Raw genomic sequence first — 16677 nt, forward strand, 5'->3', positions numbered from 1 at the left:
GAAGAATGTCGAATGATGAAGTAAATACAACTTCATCATTCGACATTTTTTATTCGTTATTCGATATTTCTGCTTAGAACCAGCTTCCGAGGAAGGCTTCGTTCACTTTTTCTTTTTTACCGGCTAATTTTCTTCTTCTGCGTCTTACTTTATAGTTATGCACGAACATGGTAATTAACATCAATGGAATGAATAACAGGGTAAATGGCGGAATACCGATAAATGAAATCCATTTGCCGCCATACATGTTTCGCATTGGTCTTCTTAAACGTTCCGCGATCAGGTACATACTTGGTAAAATCACCAGCGTCATAAAGAACGCAAAAGCCAAACCGAAGATGATGGTCCAGGATAATGGTTTCCAGAATACGGCATTATCACCACCAAAGAAAATATGCGGGTTCAAATCAGAGAATAAAGTAACAAAGTTGATGTTGAAACCAATCGCCAACGGTATCAAACCCAATATCGCAGCCATGGCCGTTAACAATACCGGTATGATACGGGTTTTACCGGCCTGTACCAGGGCTTCCCGGGTTTTCAATCCACGGGCCCGCAATTCATCGGTAAATTCAATTACCAGGATACCGTTTTTCACTACAATACCGGCTAACCCTACAATACCTAAACCGGTCATCAATACCGATACTTCCATTTTGGTGATAGCAAAACCCAACAGCACCCCGATTACACTAAATATAATTTCGGTTAAAATGATCACCGGTTTGCTGATAGAGTTAAACTGGAATACAAGCGTGAAGAGAATAAGTGCTAATGCAATAATCAATGCGTTTAAAAGGAAATCACCTGTTTCTTTCTGTTGCTCTCCTTCACCTGTTTGTTTAATGGTTACATTATCTGCCTTTTGTTTAAAATTGTCGATATAGCCTGCTATAACCTGGTTTACTGCAGTAGGCGTATAACCGCTTAATACATTTGAACGGAGCGTAATTACCCGTTTCTGGTTTTTTCGTTTTACACTTCCCAGGGTACTGGTATAATCAATTTTTATCAGTGAGCTGATAGGTATGTGTTTAACCTGGCCGCTGGCCATATCACGGAAAGTGATATTCATATTCAGCAGGTCGGCGAGGTTTTTGCGTTGTACTTCCAGATTACGCAATTGAATTTTATATTCATCTTCACCATCTTTAATCTTCGACACTTCACGTCCGAATACCGCTGTTCTGATTTCCTGTCCTATTTGTGCAGTGGAAACCCCTTCAATCAATGCCCTTTCACGATCTACCGTGAAGCTAATCTCGGGATTGGTAAGGTCTACATCCATTTTCAACTCTTCTACACCAGCTACCTGTATCGAATCGAGATAATTTTTTAATGATACGGCTGTTTTAATCATGCCATCAAAATCTTCACTGGCCACTTCAATATTAATGGGCGGATCTGTGGGCGGTCCACCCTTTTCCTGGTCAACCGAAATTTCAGCGCCAGGAATCCCTTTTATTGCTTTACGAATATTATCGAGGTAAGGCGTGGTAGCTACCCCATGGCGTTTTTCAAACTCCACAAATGAAATTTGAATACGGCCCAGTTCGGGTCTTGTGCTTCGGTCGCCACTGGTAGGGTCGCCCGCACCAACGGCTACGTTACTGATCACACTTTCAACCACCGGGTTCTTTTTGCCATGATCCATTCCTATCACCTGGTATACTTTTGTTTCAAGCGTACGGGTTATAGAATCGGTATATTCCACATCAGTTCCTACCGGCAATTTCAGGTATACATATATCTGGTTGGGATCACCTTTAGGGAAGAATACCACCGGTACGTTTCGCGCGCCAAAGAACAAATAGGTGAGTATTAATAAAACGAAAGTGCCGATTAGTAAATGTACAGGGCGCCATCCTTTGAGCGCCCAGCGCAATGCCGTTTCGTAATGGCCCATGATCCAGGGTAAAGCCCGGTTTTGGAAACCGTGAATCAGGTCATCCAGTACATAGCGGTTTAACAATACCAGCAGCAGCATAAATATTAATACATTGCCGAAGAAGCTAACACTTAACCCATTGACGGTAACGTGATTTGCTGCTGCTAATACATCGAAGAAAATACCCAGCCCTAACGTAACCCAAAAAGCAGGTTTTTTAAATATGGCTGATTTGGTTTCTTTTGCCCCTTCGGGGTGATTCATAAAATCCACCGCAAATACGGGGTTCATTATAAAGGCCACTATCAGTGATGCTGTAAGCGTAAAGATGAGCATTGCCGGCAGGTAAATCATAAATTTACCAATGATACCGGGCCAGAACATGAGGGGGATGAATGGCGCCAGTGTGGTAATAGTACCGGCCAGTACAGGCACAAACACTTCACCGGCCGCCATCATAGCCGATTTCTGTGCTGTAAGCTGCCCATTGCTTTGCATAAAAATGCGGTGCGTATTTTCAATTACCACAATTGCATCATCTACTATAATACCCAGGCCGAATAACAACGCAAACAGTACTATGAAGTTGAGCGTAACATGCGTACCAATCATGAGGTCAGCCGCTGGTAAAAATACAAAAGCTACGAACATACTTAACGGTACCGACAAGGCTACGAAAAACGCATTGGTTACCCCCATGAAAAACATCAGGATGATCAATACCAGTATAAAACCAATTACAATGGTATTTACCAGGTCGTTGAACGATGTACGGGATGCCTTACTTTGATCGCCGGTAATGACCACATTCAGACCTTTGGGAAACTGGGTGGCTTTCATTTCATCCACAACCTTCTTCACATCATCAGACGTTTCGATAAGGTTTTCACCGGCACGTTTGATAACGTTCAGTGTAATAACAGGCTTTCCATCGAGACGTGCATAGCTTTCCCTTTCTTTGGTAGTATCTTTTATCTCTGCAATATCTTTAAGGTATATCGGCGAACCGCTGGTATTGCGCACTACCACTTTCTGAATATCGTATGCGGTTTTAAACTGCCCTTTCAACTGCAGGGTACGTTTCATATTCCCTACGTCGAGTAAACCACCCGAAATATCCATGTTTTCGCGCGAAACAGCATTGGCAATATCATCGAATGTGATATTGGCGCTGCGCATTTTGTAGTTATCTACATTGATCTGGAACTCTCTTTCCGGGGCGCCTACAATGTCTACCCGGTTTAGCTGTGATAATTCTTCCAGCTTGTCCTGCAAGTTATCAGCATATTTTTTCAGGCGCGGCATATCATAATCACCGCTCAGGTTAACATACATAATGGGTTGCTCCGAAAAACTCACTTCCATTACCGAAGGTTCTTCAGTAAGATCAGTAGGCAGGTCTTTCTTCGATTTGTCAACCGCATCCTTTACTTTTTGCAGCGCCACATCGGTTTTTACATCGGTACCGAACTCCACTACAATGGCTGAATAATCCTGTACCGAGGTGCTGGTGGTTTTATTGATCTTGGCCCCTGTAATACCTTTGATCTGTTTTTCAATAGGGTGGGTTACCAGGTTTTCTATATCCTTTGGAGAGTTTCCTACATAAATGGTTTGCACATAAATAGTAGGGATCACGATATCCGGGAACTGCTCCTTAGGTAAGGTAACAAACTGTTTAATACCCCAAAAACTAAAGAACACCATTACCAGGTATATAGCAGTTTTATTTTTTACGCTCCAGGTTGTAGGCTTAAACTGTTTGAACGTACCTGTAATATTTTCTAAAACACTCATACAATTATTTTGTTGTGTAAGTCAACTTTGATGTTTCGTGAATCGTAAAACGTAAAACGTGAAATACTCCTCAATAATTAATCACTTTCTGTTTCAGTTGTCTCTGCCGTTTCACGTTTGCCGATTGCCGACTGCCGTTACTTAGTCTCTGTGGTAATCAGCTGCCCCTCGTACAAACCCTGAAAACCATCTGCAATTAAAATATCTCCTGCCTGCAGTCCACTTTTTACTTCCAGTTTATTACCATAAAGTAATCCTACTGTTACCGGCCTTTTCTGAGCAACTTTTTTGCCGCCTTCAGTAGCAGCTACCATTACAAATTTTCCTTTTTCATCATTCTGAATGGTATTAATAGGAATTGTAACAGCATTGGGAGCCGAATAGTCCTGTATGCGCACCATGGCGATTTGTCCGGGGCGGAAACCGCCATTGGCAGGGATTCTACCTTCGATATAAAATGAACGGGTATTAGGATCAATGATCTTACCTGCTACCGATACCTTTGTATTGAGCGATTTATTATTGTCTTCAGGCAGCGTAACAATTAAATTGGTTCCTTCATTTACCTTGCTCTGATAATTTTCCGGAACATTGGCTGTTACTTTCAGATTGTAGTTGTTTACAATGCGAATACCCATTTGGGTTGCAGAAACAGCAGAAAAAGTTTCACCCACTTTAATGGTTACCACATCGGCAACACCACCTAACTCTGCATATACATTCGACTGACTTGATTGCTCTTTCAGCAGGTCAATTTGTTTTTCAAAGTTTTCCATGTTACTTTTTGCCTGTAATAACTCTACTTCGGTACCAATTTTTTGATCCCAAAGATTTTTACGGCGGTCGTATAAAGTTTTGGCCAGGTTTAACTGCACAGTAGCCTGTTCAATCTGCTGGCGTACCACAGCATCATCGAGCTTCATCAACAACTGCCCTTTGCGAACATTATCTCCTTGCTTTACATAAAGGGCCCTTACCTGTCCGCCCTGACCACGGGGTGTTACCCAGGCTATGTTTTCGGCATCTATCTTACCCTGCAGATCGATATAGTGTGTAAATGCGGTGGGCTGAACAGTAGATAATACCACTAATTTGGGTTTTTCGACCTTCGCGGCACTTGTATCTAACTTAGCAATCTCTTTTTCGAGCTTTGCTATATCATCAGTCACTTCTGTCTGTTGCTTCTTCAATTCTTCGAGCCGGGCTTTTTTCTTGTCGAGATCTTTTTTATCGCCTTCTGTAGATGCGCCACAGGCAGCAACAAAAAGAACAATTGCAACGGCACCTATTATGTTATACAAGCTTTTCATATCTAAAAGTTTATCCGGTGAATTCATTTATTGGTTTAGAGTTTGGTTGTGTTTATAATTTCCCTATGGCTTTTAAATAATCTATACGGGCTACAATGGCATCGTACAATGCATTGATATAATTTGTTTGTGCGCTTTTCAGATCGGTTTGCGCAGCGGTGATTTCGGTGTTAGACCCCAAACCGGCTTCGTACTTCTTTTTTGTTTGTTCATATACATCTTCGGCCAGTTTCATGTTTTGCTTTTGATAATCCATAGATTCAGTAGCCGTTTTGAAATTGGTGCGGGCGGTTTCCACTTCATTGTCGATAGTTAACTTCAGGTTATCCATCTGGTTAACTGTTTTCTGCAGTTCAAGTTTGGCGGCATCAATTTTCGATCTTGTGTTAAAGCCGTGAAACAGGGGTATTGCAATGTTCAGGTTGATGTTCGAAAACGTATACCAGTCGCCCTTACTAAAAAAGTCGAATTGGTTACGTTGCGCATTTTTTGAATAGGAGCCTGAAAGGCTTACTGTTGGTATCTGGCTCAGCTTATAACGTTTAATATTATACTCATTCAGCTTTTTGCCCAGTTCGGCGTATTGGTATTCTTTTCTGTCGGTATAATTATAAGCGCTTGCTTCAAGCATGCCGTCTTTTATCTGGCTGTCGCTGAGCGTATCTGTCAATACCAGCTCATCTTTAATAGGCATGCCCATCAGTAATTTCAGGCCCAGGTATCCATTCGATATCTGGTTCAGGGCTTTCTTTTTTTCCGTTTCAAGATTGGCGATCTGAACCGTTACTTTATCTACATCCAATTTTTCAGCAAATCCGTTCTTATATAATTCGCGGGTATCGTTTTGTAATTTTGTTAATCGTGCTATATTGGCATCAAGTAAGTCGATTTGAGTTTTACCAACAACCAACTGATAATACACTTTATGTACGTTTGCTTTGATCAGCTCTTCGGTTACTTCAACATTCTTTCTGGCCCATTGCATAGATGTTTCCCTTGCCTGTAAGCCCACAAACACCTGGCCATCGAATAACAACTGGTGCAAATCAACACCCGCATTGGCCGTCCATTTTGTTGCAAATGATGCTTTCAAAAGTCCTATCTCAGGCATTGTTATGGCGTCGCCGTTTCCTTTTCTTACGTCGTTATCTATAAGAACCCTATATGTTCCTGCGGTAATAAAATCGGGAAAAGCCTGAACAGCCAGATTAGGGTTATAGGTAGTTCCCATTCTGCCATCAATTTGCGGAAATGCAGAAGATGTAACCTGGCGGTTAGTTTCTTCCTGCAACCTAACGTCTAACAGAACATTTTTAATTTGTACGCTATTTTTTTTCGCATATTCCACTGCCTGTTTTACAGTGAGTACGTGTTTTTCCTGCGCCAGAGCCAATTGCATCACACCTCCTGTTAATACCATCACCAGAGCGATCTTACTTATGCTTGCCGGATTCAGTTTCATAGTTCTTTGCATTTTTATTTCTATGCTGTTGATATTTTAAAATCAGTTTGTGCCCTTTTAACGAGGCGACACCATATAAAAAATGTTCTATAATTATTTTGGTAACCTCGGTAAGCTTATACTTTGAGGGAGGGAACAGATCGATGTTGAAGGGGATCATCATCGAATCGAGTCTGAACCTGGCCAACACTTCAACATCAATATCCGACCGGTAAAGGCCTTCTTTCACACCCCACTCCAGATTGTGGCGAATTATCTGCAATAAGAACTTGTTTTTGTGTTCTATAAACCGCTGGTATGCCCGAACATGAAACTTTTCAAGATCATACAATACCATGGGGTTCAGATTACTCAACTGTTCTATTACCTTATCTACCGTTAAAAAAATTTCTTCTACCGCATCGCGTGCTTTTTCAGTGCATTGCATGCAATCGCGCTGCATGCAACCTATATCGTCTTCGACCACTGAATCAACCAGCTCGTTTTTATCGGTAAAATACTGGTAAATAGTTTTTTTCGACATGCCCAGCTGATTGGCAATGTCGTCCATGGAAACAGAGCGAATACCATACCGTAGAAATAATTCTTTCGCCTTTTCCCGAATCCGCACTTTTGTGTTTGCTTCTGTTATCATAAAATCGGCACAAAACTATGGAAACTTTTTTCGTTACCAAAGTTTCCATCCGAATTTTAAACCGCCGGTAACAAAAAAAATAATGCAAACAACTGTTTGTTTTGAGTTAACTTGGTAGCTGTAGTATGGAATTTGAACCCTTGCCGAAAACTACTAACAGATTGCTTACCAGACCAAAACGCCATACTAACTAACGGATTTAATTTTACCACACAGTATAAGTAGGCTAATTTTGGATTGCTAAATACCAGCAAATGACAACCAAGTATATATTTAAGAAAATCTTTCAGTATTTTCTGCAGGGGCTAATTATTTTAGCTCCTATAGCTATTACCATTTATGCGGTTACCGCATTATTCAATTTTATTGATAATATTTTACCCAGTCTTATCGGCTACTTCGTCCCTGATATATTAGGTACCGACACGGCAGGCAATCCTAAAAAAATTCCCGGCCTGGGCTTTATACTGGTAACACTGATCGTTATACTCGTTGGGTATATATCATCTTCATTTATTGTTAGCAAACTGGTTGACCTGTTTGATAAAATACTGGAACGCACCCCCGGTATTAAAATACTGTACTCAACAGTAAAAGATTTTTTTGAGGCCTTTGCCGGCAACAAAAGAAAATTTGATAAAGCAGTGCTGGTATGCATCGAAACAAACGATGTATGGCAAATTGGGTTTATAACCCAGCAGGAAGTGCATGAGTTTGGCTTACAGGATTATGTAGCCGTATACGTTCCCCAGTCGTATGCTTTTACAGGCCGGCTGTATTTTGTTAAGAGAGACAGGGTTCGCCTGCTTACCGATATAAACTCGGCCGAAGCCATGAAATTTGCCATATCCGGCGGGGTTACCTCTATTGAAGAAGAAGAAGTAAAAAAGAAATAAATATCGCCCTAAATAGGCTTAACGCTTAATGCCGAACGCTTAACGCATTACAGGCTGAACGCTTAACGCATTACCAAAAAGAATTGTGTATTTTGCGTTAAGCGTTTTGCGTTGAGCATTCAGCGTTTTGCGTTTTCCGTTTTTTCAACATTGCTATATGAAAAAATTACTGCTAACAGGAGTGGCAGTGCTTTGCAGCCATTTCCTTTATCCATGGGGTTTTTATGCCCATCGCCAGATAAACTACTATGCGGTATTCATGTTGCCGCCCGAAATGCTGGTACTATACAAACCCAACATTCAATTCCTGAACGATCATGCAGTAGATGCCGATAAACGTCGGTATGCCGTAACCGCCGAAGGCGCCCGCCATTATATTGATATCGACAAGTACGGCCAATATCCTTTCGATTCATTACCGCATACCTGGACCAAAGCCGTGGAAAAATTCGGGGCCGACACCTTACAGGCCAATGGCATTGTGCCCTGGTATATTCAAACCATGCTGGCACGCCTCACCAAAGCTTTTAAAGAAAAAGACCAGGTAAAAATTTTGAAACTATCGGCCGACATCGGGCATTATATCGCCGATGCCCATGTGCCCCTTCACGTATGCAGTAATCACAACGGTCAGTTAACCAACCAGCATGGCATACACGCTTTTTGGGAATCGCGCATTCCCGAATTGTTAGCTGCCACCACCTGGAACTTTTTTACCGGTAAAGCGGTATATATAGCCAATCCGCTTTCTTTTACCTGGGACCGCGTGCTTGAAAGCGCCGCAGCAGCCGATAGTGTATTACAAATTGAAAAAGCATTGAACAACCGGTTTTCGCCCGATCAAAAATTTTCGTTCGAAGAACGTAGTGGAAAAGTGATTCGTCAATATTCAACCGCTTATTGCCAGGCCTATAATAAGCAACTTAACAACATGGTTGAACGCCGTATGCAGCAATCGATATATGCCGTGGCTTCTTTCTGGTATACTGCCTGGGTAAATGCCGGCCAGCCCGATCTGAAACAGCTCACCAACAAAAATTTCAGCGAAGAAGATCTGAAAGAATTTGAAAATCTAAATAAAGAATGGATGAAAGGAGAGGTAATAGGGAAAGCGTGTGAAAAATAACCGGCAAAACCGGAACACCTGCATCTTCCTAAATTGGCCCCTGCTATAATGTACGAATGGCATACTTTTGCACTCTTTCTAATTCATTGAAACGATGATGCACAATTTTAACTCGGGACCAAGCATTTTACCCAAAGAAGTATTTCAGCAAGCCAGTGAAGCCATATTAAATTATAATAACTCCGGTTTGTCGATACTCGAAATCGGGCACCGTACCGATTTATTCCAGGCCGTAATGGATGAATCCATTGCCCTGATGAAAGAACTTATGCAGCTCGACGACCGGCATGAAGTGCTTTTTTTGCACGGCGGCGCCTCCACCCAGTTTTTTCAGATTCCTATGAACCTGTTGAACGACAACGAAATAGGCGCTTATACCGATACCGGTACCTGGTCGGGAAAGGCTATTAAAGAAGCCAAATTATTCGGGCATGTTGAAGTGGTTTGTAGTGCCAAAGAATCGAACTATAATTATTTGCCCAAACAATTTACGGTACCTAAAACGGCCAAATACCTGCACATTACATCGAACGAAACCATTCACGGTGTGCAGTGGCACGACTATACACCTTTTTACGAAGCCGGTGTTCCGCTGGTAGCCGATATGAGCAGCGATATTCTGAGCCGGGTGATCGACTTTAATAAATTCGACCTGATATATGCCGGCGCTCAGAAAAATATAGGTGCCGCCGGTGTGAATGTAGTTATTGTAAATAAAAATATACTGGGCAAAGTAACCCGCAAGCTGCCCTCTATGATGGATTACCGCAATCATATCGAAAACGGCAGCATGTTAAATACGCCCCCGGTATTTGCTGTGTATGTGTGTATGCTTACCCTGCGCTGGCTAAAGCAACAGGGCGGAGTAGCTGCTTTAGAAACGATCAACAATCAAAAAGCAAAACTGCTGTATGATACTATCGACAGCCTGCCAATTTTCAAAGGAACTGTTGTAGCCAAAGAAGATCGCAGCTTAATGAACGTTTGTTTTGTGATTGACAATACCGATCTCGAAAAACAATTCCTAACAGTTTGCAAACAAAACAATGTAGTAGGCATAAAAGGTCATCGCAGCGTTGGCGGGTTCAGGGCGTCATTATACAATGCATTGCCGATTGAAAGTGTGAAAGTGCTTACTGAGCTGATGAAAGATTTCGCTAATAAAAAAGGATAAGCCTTTATAATATCGAATATTGAATGTCCAATTTTGAATGTCGAAGTGAAACCCCTTCAACATTCATCATTCAATATTTACCGGCTTAGTCCTTCATCATTTAACATTTAATATTCAACAATCAATATTTTTTCATGGCTAATATTTCTCCTTTTAAAGCGTTGCGCCCGCGGCCCGAACTGGCTAAACAGGTTGCTTCGCGTCCTTACGATGTATTAAATTCAAAAGAAGCCCGTGAAGAAGCGGTAGGTAATCCGTATTCATTTTTGCATATCACCAAATCTGAAATCGATCTGAATGATAGCATCGATATTCACAGCCAGTCTGTATATGAAAAAGCAAAGGAAAATATAGCCGCTTTTATACAACGTAGTATTCTGTTCAGGGAAGATAAAGCCTGTTATTACATTTATCAGCTGATAATGAACGGCCGCAGTCAAACTGGTTTGGTAAGCGCCAGCTCGGTAAACGACTATGAGGAGGACGTAATTAAAAAACACGAATTTACCCGCCCCGAAAAAGAGCAGGACCGCATTAACCATATAACCATCACCGGTGCTCAAACAGGCAACGTTTTTTTGGCTTACCGCAACGACGTGGCCATTGATTCGCTGATTGAACAATGGAAAGACACCCACTCGCCCGTGTATGATTTTGTTGCCGACGATAATATCAGCCACACCATTTGGGTAATTAATGATGATTCGGTTATTGAATCAATTACCGGTCTTTTCAACAAAATTCCAAATACATACATTGCCGATGGTCACCATCGCGCCGCTTCGGCCGCCAAAGTACGTAAGGCACTGGGCAACCAGGCCACCGAAGCAGCAGATTACTTTTTAACCACCCTGTTCCCCTCGAACCAGTTGTATATTATGGATTACAACCGGGTGATCAAAGACCTGAACGGGCTCGACGAAAAAACATTTCTGGATAAATTATCAGCTGCCTTTACCCTCGAAAAAGCTACAGGCGCTGTTTCACCTGCCAGTCTGCACCAGTTTGGCATGTACCTGAAAGGCCAGTGGTATAAATTAACATCCAAAGAGGGCACCTGGACGAACGATCCCATCGGCGTTTTGGACGTAACCATTCTGTCGGAACATGTATTGGATAAAATTCTGGGAATTACCGACCAGCGCACCGATAAACGCATTGATTTTGTGGGTGGAATTCGTGGCCTGGGCGAGCTCGAAAAGCGTGTAAACAGCGGCGAAATGGCCGTAGCCTTCAGTCTGCACCCCGTTACCATTCAGCAGTTGTTCGATATTGCCGACAGCGGTAATGTAATGCCTCCCAAAAGCACCTGGTTCGAACCGAAGCTTAGGGATGGGTTGCTTACGCACCTGATTTATTAAAATCAGGGCATCCGAAGTCTGAAGTCGGATGTCTGAAGTCAGAAAAGTCCGAAAGGCGGAGACACTGATTCATTTCAGCAACCGTCTTTCGGGTTTTCCACTTTCTTACTTCCGATTTCCGATATCCGACTTCAGACTTCTGACTTCAGACTTCAGATTTCAGCCTCAGATTTAACAACTTTCAGTCTTTCGGCTTTCCGACTTCCCTTATCTTTGAACCGTATGAAACATCTGTTATTAGCCGCCGGATTGTTGTTTACCGCACACATTGGCCATTCACAGGAAGCTGATGGTAAAACAGTTCAGGAAACAGCAAAAAACTATATACGGCAGGGTGATTATTCAAACGCCATTCTGGTTTTGAACAGGGCACTGCAAAGCAACAGCGATAACCTCGACTTACAAAAAGACCTCGCTTTTGCCTACTACCTGAACCGTGATTATGTACATGGACTGGAAGTTGCCAAAGCTTTCCCCGAACGTAAAGACGTTGATGTTCAAAGTTTTCAGATCCTGGGCATGATTTATAAAGCCATTGAGGAAGTAAAGGATTGCGAAAAAATGTACAAGGGAGCCCTGAAAAAGTTTCCTAACAGCGGTACCCTGTACAACGAGTATGGCGAAATGCTGTGGAGCAAAAAAGAGTATACCGATGCTATAAAACAATGGGAAAAAGGCATTGAAACCGATCCTGGTTACTCAGGCAACTATTATAACGCCTCCAAATATTACTTTTTTACTACCGATAAAGTATGGACACTTATTTACGGTGAAATATTTGTAAACCTCGAAAGCTATTCGAAACGCACAGCCGAAATCAAAAACGTTTTGCTCGATGGTTACAAGAAATTATTCACCGATGCAAACCTCAATAAAGACCAGGATACAAAAAACGACTTTGTAAAAGCATTCCTCGATGAAATGAAGGCGCAATCGTCGTTTATTGGCGCAAATGGCGTTACAGCCGAAACCTTATCGGCCATCCGTACAAAATTTGTATTAGACTGGTTTTCGAAAAACGCTTCGCGTTTCCCCTTCCGCCTGTTTGAATATCATCAGCAACTGCTGAAAGCTGGTATGTTCGATGCTTATAACCAATGGGTATTCGGAACCGCGAATAACCTGCCGGCTTACGAAAACTGGACAAAAACACACCAGGAAGAATACAATAAGTTTGATTACTTTCAGCATAACCGGGTATTTAAATTACCGGGCGCACAGTATTATCAAACATCTAAATAAAAAGATATTTAAAAAAAAGTCCCGCCGGAAGCGGGACTTTTTTTATTTGAGCAGAATTGGTAAATTGAAAGTAGTAAGTAATAAGTACTAAGTTATAAGAATTAAAAACCTACGACTTAAACCTACGACTTACGACATAAAACTTAGAACTTTATGACCGAACCCAAACGATTATTCGATTGCCTGCAAACTAATTTGAACAGGAAGCCATTACCCGATATGCTGGCCGCCAAAGAAAATGGCACCTGGAGAACGTACAGCACAGAAGAAGTAAAAAATACTGTTGATAAACTCAGCGCCGGGTTGTTAAATCTTGGCGTTCAAAGCGGTGATATGACTGCCGAAAACCGCGATAAAATTGCTATCCTCAGTAAAAACAGGCCCGAATGGGTTATGCTCGATCTGGCGGTGCAACAAATCGGCGCCATACTTACGCCTATTTATCCAACTATTAATGTGCAGGACCTTGAATTTGTACTCAAAGATGCACAGGTTAAAATAGTTTTTGTAAACGATGAAGAACTGTTTCATAAAGTACTCAGTGTAAAAGAAAAAACGCCAACAGTTAAGGCAATTTATACTTTTGAACATGTAGCCAATGCCAGTCACTGGAAAGATATTCTGTCGCTGGCCGACGAACCGGCTTTTGAACAGGTAAAAACTATTGCAGCCGGTATTCAGTACGAAGATCTTGCCACCATCATTTATACTTCAGGCACTACGGGTACGCCTAAAGGAGTGATGTTATCGCATCGTAACATACTCAGCAACGTAATGGCATGTTACCCCTGCCTGCCCGATTTTACCAATATGCGGGCCCTGAGCTTTTTGCCATTGAACCATATTTTCGAGCGCATGATCACGTACTTTTATCTTTACAGGGGCATTGCTATATATTATGCCGAAAGCATGGATACTATTGGCGATAACCTGAAAGAAGTAAAGCCCGATATTTTTACCACAGTACCGCGCCTGCTCGAAAAAGTGTACGACCGTATCATGGGCAAGGGTGCAGAACTAACCGGAATAAAAAGAAAATTATTTTTCTGGGCGCATGACCTGGCCGCCCGCTTCGAAATCAATAAACCATTGAGCTTTGGTTATAAACTTCAGTTATCGCTTGCCAATAAAATCATTTTTAGTAAGTGGCGCGAAGGACTTGGCAATAACCTTAAATGTATTGTTAGCGGCGGCGCCGCCTGTCAGGTTCGGCTGATACGTATTTTCACGGCTGCCCGCATTCCCATTCTTGAAGGATATGGCTTAACTGAAACATCTCCGGTAATAAGCGTAAACCGCTTCGAAGAGCATAACCGCTCATTCAGCACCGTTGGCCCATTGATTGATAAGGTTGATGTAAAAATTGCCGAAGACGGAGAAATATTATGCAAGGGTCCCAATGTGATGATGGGCTATTATAAACGGGCCGATCTTACTGCCGAATCAATGAGCGGCGAATGGTATCATACCGGCGATATAGGCATGATGGTAGATAACAAATACCTGAAAATTACCGATCGCAAAAAAGAACTGTTCAAAACCAGCGGTGGCAAATATGTAGCGCCTTTGCCTATCGAAAACAAGCTGAAGGAATCGATTTTTGTTGAACAGATTATGGTAGTTGGTTCCGAACGCAAATTTGTAGGCGCATTGATCGTTCCTGCTTTTCCGGCGTTGACAGACTGGGCCCGCAAACAGGGTTTACCCATTACCTCGCACGAACAACTGATAAAGCAGCCCAAAGTAATTGATCTATACCGCGAACTGATAGATAGCTACAACAAATTTTTTAATCATGTTGAGCAAATAAAAAAGTTTGAATTACTGCCCAACGAGTGGAGCATCGAAACCGGTGAAATGACGCCCAAATTAAGCATCAAGCGCAAAGTGGTTATGGAAAAATACCGCGATGCCGTTGAGCACATTTATGCTTAGCAGTTCACAGGTTAAAAAGTTGATAAGTTAACAGGTTAAAATGTTTACAAGGCAGTGGCCCCTCAACCTGTTAACTTATTAACTGATCAACTTGTAAACTCGTCAACTTTGTCAACTGCCCCTCATCTGATCTACTCAATAAACTTAAATCTGCATCTGTTTTTTATTGCCGTTCTACAGGAAATTTGTACATATAGCAGGAATCGGGTTGTTACAGGCTAAGGCTTTTATCAACTTTATAGCTGCCAAACTTTTTTGTTATGAACAAAGAATTACTGTTAACGGAAGAAAAAACGCTCGATCCGAAGAACTGGTCGGTATTGAACGAGCTGGCCCACCGCATGCTGGATGATATTTTCTATTATCTCGAAACAGCGCGTCAACGACCTGTGTGGTCGAAGCCTGCCGGCAATGCCATTAACAGTATGCAGCAACCATTGCCACAGGTGGGTGAACCGGTAGCTGATATATATAAATCATTTTTAACGAACGTGTTGCCCTACAACACCAACAATATCCATCCGCGCTTTTGGGCATGGGTACAGGGTGGCGGCACCCCTTTTGGCATGCTGGCCGATATGCTGGCATCGGGCATGAACGCCAATGTTAGTATTGGCGATACGATGCCGATGTACGTTGAAAAACAGGTGATTGAATGGTCGAAACAAATGATGGGCTTTCCTTCGAACGCCAGCGGTTTATTGGTGAGCGGCGCTTCACTGGCCAACATCACGGCACTCATTGTAGCACGCCATCATGCCAACAGTACCATTAAAACAAAAGGTTTACAATCCCTGCAAAAGCAGTTGATGGTATACGGTTCAACCGAAACACATAATTGCGTTATAAAAGGTGTAGAAGTGATTGGCATTGGCAGTGATAATTTTCGCAAGGTACCGGTAGATGAAAATTATCGCATACAAACCCGGGCACTAAAGCGCATGATCGTTGAAGATATAAATGCCGGACATCAGCCGTTTTGTATTGTAGGTAATGCAGGAACGGTAAATACCGGCTCCATCGACGACATCGGTGAACTTTCGGCAATTGCGAAAGAACATAATTTATGGCTGCATATCGACGGAGCATTTGGCGCCATTCCCAAAATATTACCTGAGTTCGACAATCAGTTAAAGGCCATTGAGCAGGCAGATAGCCTGTCGTTCGATTTTCATAAATGGATGTACATGAATTACGAAGGCGCCTGTGTGCTTATTCGCGATGCGCAATTACACAGGGAAGCATTTGCCACTGCTGTAAATTATTTAACCTTTCACGAAAGAGGTTTGTCATCGGGTCCGGATGCATTTAATAATTATGGCATGGAGCTATCGCGTGGTTTTAAGGCATTGAAAGTTTGGATGCTTTTGAAACAGCATGGCTTGCAGGAATACCGGGCATTGATCAGGCAAAACCTGCAGCAGGCACAATACCTGGCACAGTTGGTTGAAAATGAGCCGGCACTTGAACTGATGGCGCCTGTACCATTGAATATTGTTTGCTTCCGTTTTAATCCCGCGGATGCGCGGGATAATTGTTCCGATAAAGAACTGAACAGCATTAACAAGGAAATTTTAATGCGATTGCATGAGCAGGGAATCGCAGCGCCTTCTTCCACCATATTGAACAATCAATATGCCATTCGCACTGCCATTACCAACCATCGCAGCCGGTTCGAAGATTTTGAAGCGCTTGTAAATGAAACAGTACGAATCGGGAAGGAAATAACAGGCAATTTGCAATAGGCCATTGGCAATTGGCAAATAGCACTTTGCCCCCTGATCCCTGTTACTTGTGACTTGTTTCCTGTGCCATTTGCCTTGAATCTTGTGCCTTGAACCTTGTAAGTTGT

11 protein-coding genes are annotated in these 16677 nt (G+C 42.3%); 7 read left to right on the forward strand and 4 right to left on the reverse strand.

All coding sequences use genetic code 11. The features are described 5' to 3' along the window. Window positions 1-73: 73 nt before the first annotated feature. From AC59IL_RS28305 to AC59IL_RS28320, 4 genes are all read right to left on the reverse strand, one after another. Window positions 74-3685, reverse strand: a complete 3612-nt coding sequence (locus AC59IL_RS28305; RefSeq protein WP_496555595.1) for an efflux RND transporter permease subunit — start codon at window positions 3683-3685, stop codon at window positions 74-76. Window positions 3686-3822: 137 nt separating this feature from the next. Then, complete coding sequence (locus AC59IL_RS28310) at window positions 3823-4995, reverse strand: efflux RND transporter periplasmic adaptor subunit (RefSeq protein ID WP_496555596.1); 1173 nt, start codon at window positions 4993-4995, stop codon at window positions 3823-3825. A 52-nt stretch (window positions 4996-5047) separates the two neighbouring features. Beyond that, a complete protein-coding gene (locus AC59IL_RS28315; RefSeq protein WP_496555597.1) occupies window positions 5048-6457 on the reverse strand; it encodes a TolC family protein in 1410 nt (469 codons plus the stop codon). Next, complete coding sequence (locus AC59IL_RS28320; protein WP_496555598.1) at window positions 6429-7091, reverse strand: TetR/AcrR family transcriptional regulator; 663 nt, start codon at window positions 7089-7091, stop codon at window positions 6429-6431. Before AC59IL_RS28320 ends, AC59IL_RS28315 begins: the two co-directional genes overlap by 29 nt. A gap of 254 nt (window positions 7092-7345) precedes the next feature. On the opposite strand from AC59IL_RS28320, the gene AC59IL_RS28325 reads away from it, so the two are divergent. The 7 genes from AC59IL_RS28325 to AC59IL_RS28355 all read left to right on the forward strand — a co-directional run bounded on the left by AC59IL_RS28325 (window position 7346) and on the right by AC59IL_RS28355 (window position 16570). Continuing rightward, the gene (locus tag AC59IL_RS28325; RefSeq protein ID WP_496555599.1) at window positions 7346-7987 is read left to right on the forward strand and encodes a DUF502 domain-containing protein; all 642 of its coding nucleotides are present in this window, start codon (window positions 7346-7348) and stop codon (window positions 7985-7987) included. 157 nt (window positions 7988-8144) lie between these two features. Then, a complete protein-coding gene (locus tag AC59IL_RS28330; protein WP_496555600.1) occupies window positions 8145-9113 on the forward strand; it encodes a zinc dependent phospholipase C family protein in 969 nt (322 codons plus the stop codon). Between the two features lie 94 nt (window positions 9114-9207). Continuing rightward, entirely contained in the window at window positions 9208-10287 is a 1080-nt protein-coding gene (serC, locus tag AC59IL_RS28335) for a 3-phosphoserine/phosphohydroxythreonine transaminase (protein WP_496555601.1), read from the forward strand. Window positions 10288-10421: 134 nt separating this feature from the next. Next, window positions 10422-11648 (forward strand): DUF1015 domain-containing protein, encoded by a 1227-nt coding sequence (locus AC59IL_RS28340; RefSeq protein WP_496555602.1) that lies wholly within the window; start codon window positions 10422-10424, stop codon window positions 11646-11648. A gap of 222 nt (window positions 11649-11870) precedes the next feature. Then, window positions 11871-12890, forward strand: coding sequence for a tetratricopeptide repeat protein (locus AC59IL_RS28345; protein WP_496555603.1), 1020 nt, complete (start codon window positions 11871-11873; stop codon window positions 12888-12890). Between the two features lie 153 nt (window positions 12891-13043). Further along, entirely contained in the window at window positions 13044-14825 is a 1782-nt protein-coding gene (locus tag AC59IL_RS28350; RefSeq protein ID WP_496555604.1) for an AMP-dependent synthetase/ligase, read from the forward strand. Window positions 14826-15085: 260 nt separating this feature from the next. Then, entirely contained in the window at window positions 15086-16570 is a 1485-nt protein-coding gene (locus AC59IL_RS28355) for a pyridoxal phosphate-dependent decarboxylase family protein (protein ID WP_496555605.1), read from the forward strand. Window positions 16571-16677: the final 107 nt, after the last annotated feature.

Source organism: Niastella sp. sgz303648 (assembly GCF_059587045.1).

Bases quoted from the DNA above. Each gene is read 5' to 3' on its own strand.
- AC59IL_RS28305 (WP_496555595.1), bottom strand. From the start codon at position 3,685: ATGAGTGTTTTAGAAAATATTACAGGTACGTTCAAACAGTTTAAGCCT.
- AC59IL_RS28310 (WP_496555596.1), bottom strand. From the start codon at position 4,995: ATGAAAAGCTTGTATAACATAATAGGTGCCGTTGCAATTGTTCTTTTT.
- AC59IL_RS28315 (WP_496555597.1), bottom strand. From the start codon at position 6,457: ATGAAACTGAATCCGGCAAGCATAAGTAAGATCGCTCTGGTGATGGTA.
- AC59IL_RS28320 (WP_496555598.1), bottom strand. From the start codon at position 7,091: ATGATAACAGAAGCAAACACAAAAGTGCGGATTCGGGAAAAGGCGAAA.
- AC59IL_RS28325 (WP_496555599.1), top strand. From the start codon at position 7,346: ATGACAACCAAGTATATATTTAAGAAAATCTTTCAGTATTTTCTGCAG.
- AC59IL_RS28330 (WP_496555600.1), top strand. From the start codon at position 8,145: ATGAAAAAATTACTGCTAACAGGAGTGGCAGTGCTTTGCAGCCATTTC.
- serC (WP_496555601.1), top strand. From the start codon at position 9,208: ATGATGCACAATTTTAACTCGGGACCAAGCATTTTACCCAAAGAAGTA.
- AC59IL_RS28340 (WP_496555602.1), top strand. From the start codon at position 10,422: ATGGCTAATATTTCTCCTTTTAAAGCGTTGCGCCCGCGGCCCGAACTG.
- AC59IL_RS28345 (WP_496555603.1), top strand. From the start codon at position 11,871: ATGAAACATCTGTTATTAGCCGCCGGATTGTTGTTTACCGCACACATT.
- AC59IL_RS28350 (WP_496555604.1), top strand. From the start codon at position 13,044: ATGACCGAACCCAAACGATTATTCGATTGCCTGCAAACTAATTTGAAC.
- AC59IL_RS28355 (WP_496555605.1), top strand. From the start codon at position 15,086: ATGAACAAAGAATTACTGTTAACGGAAGAAAAAACGCTCGATCCGAAG.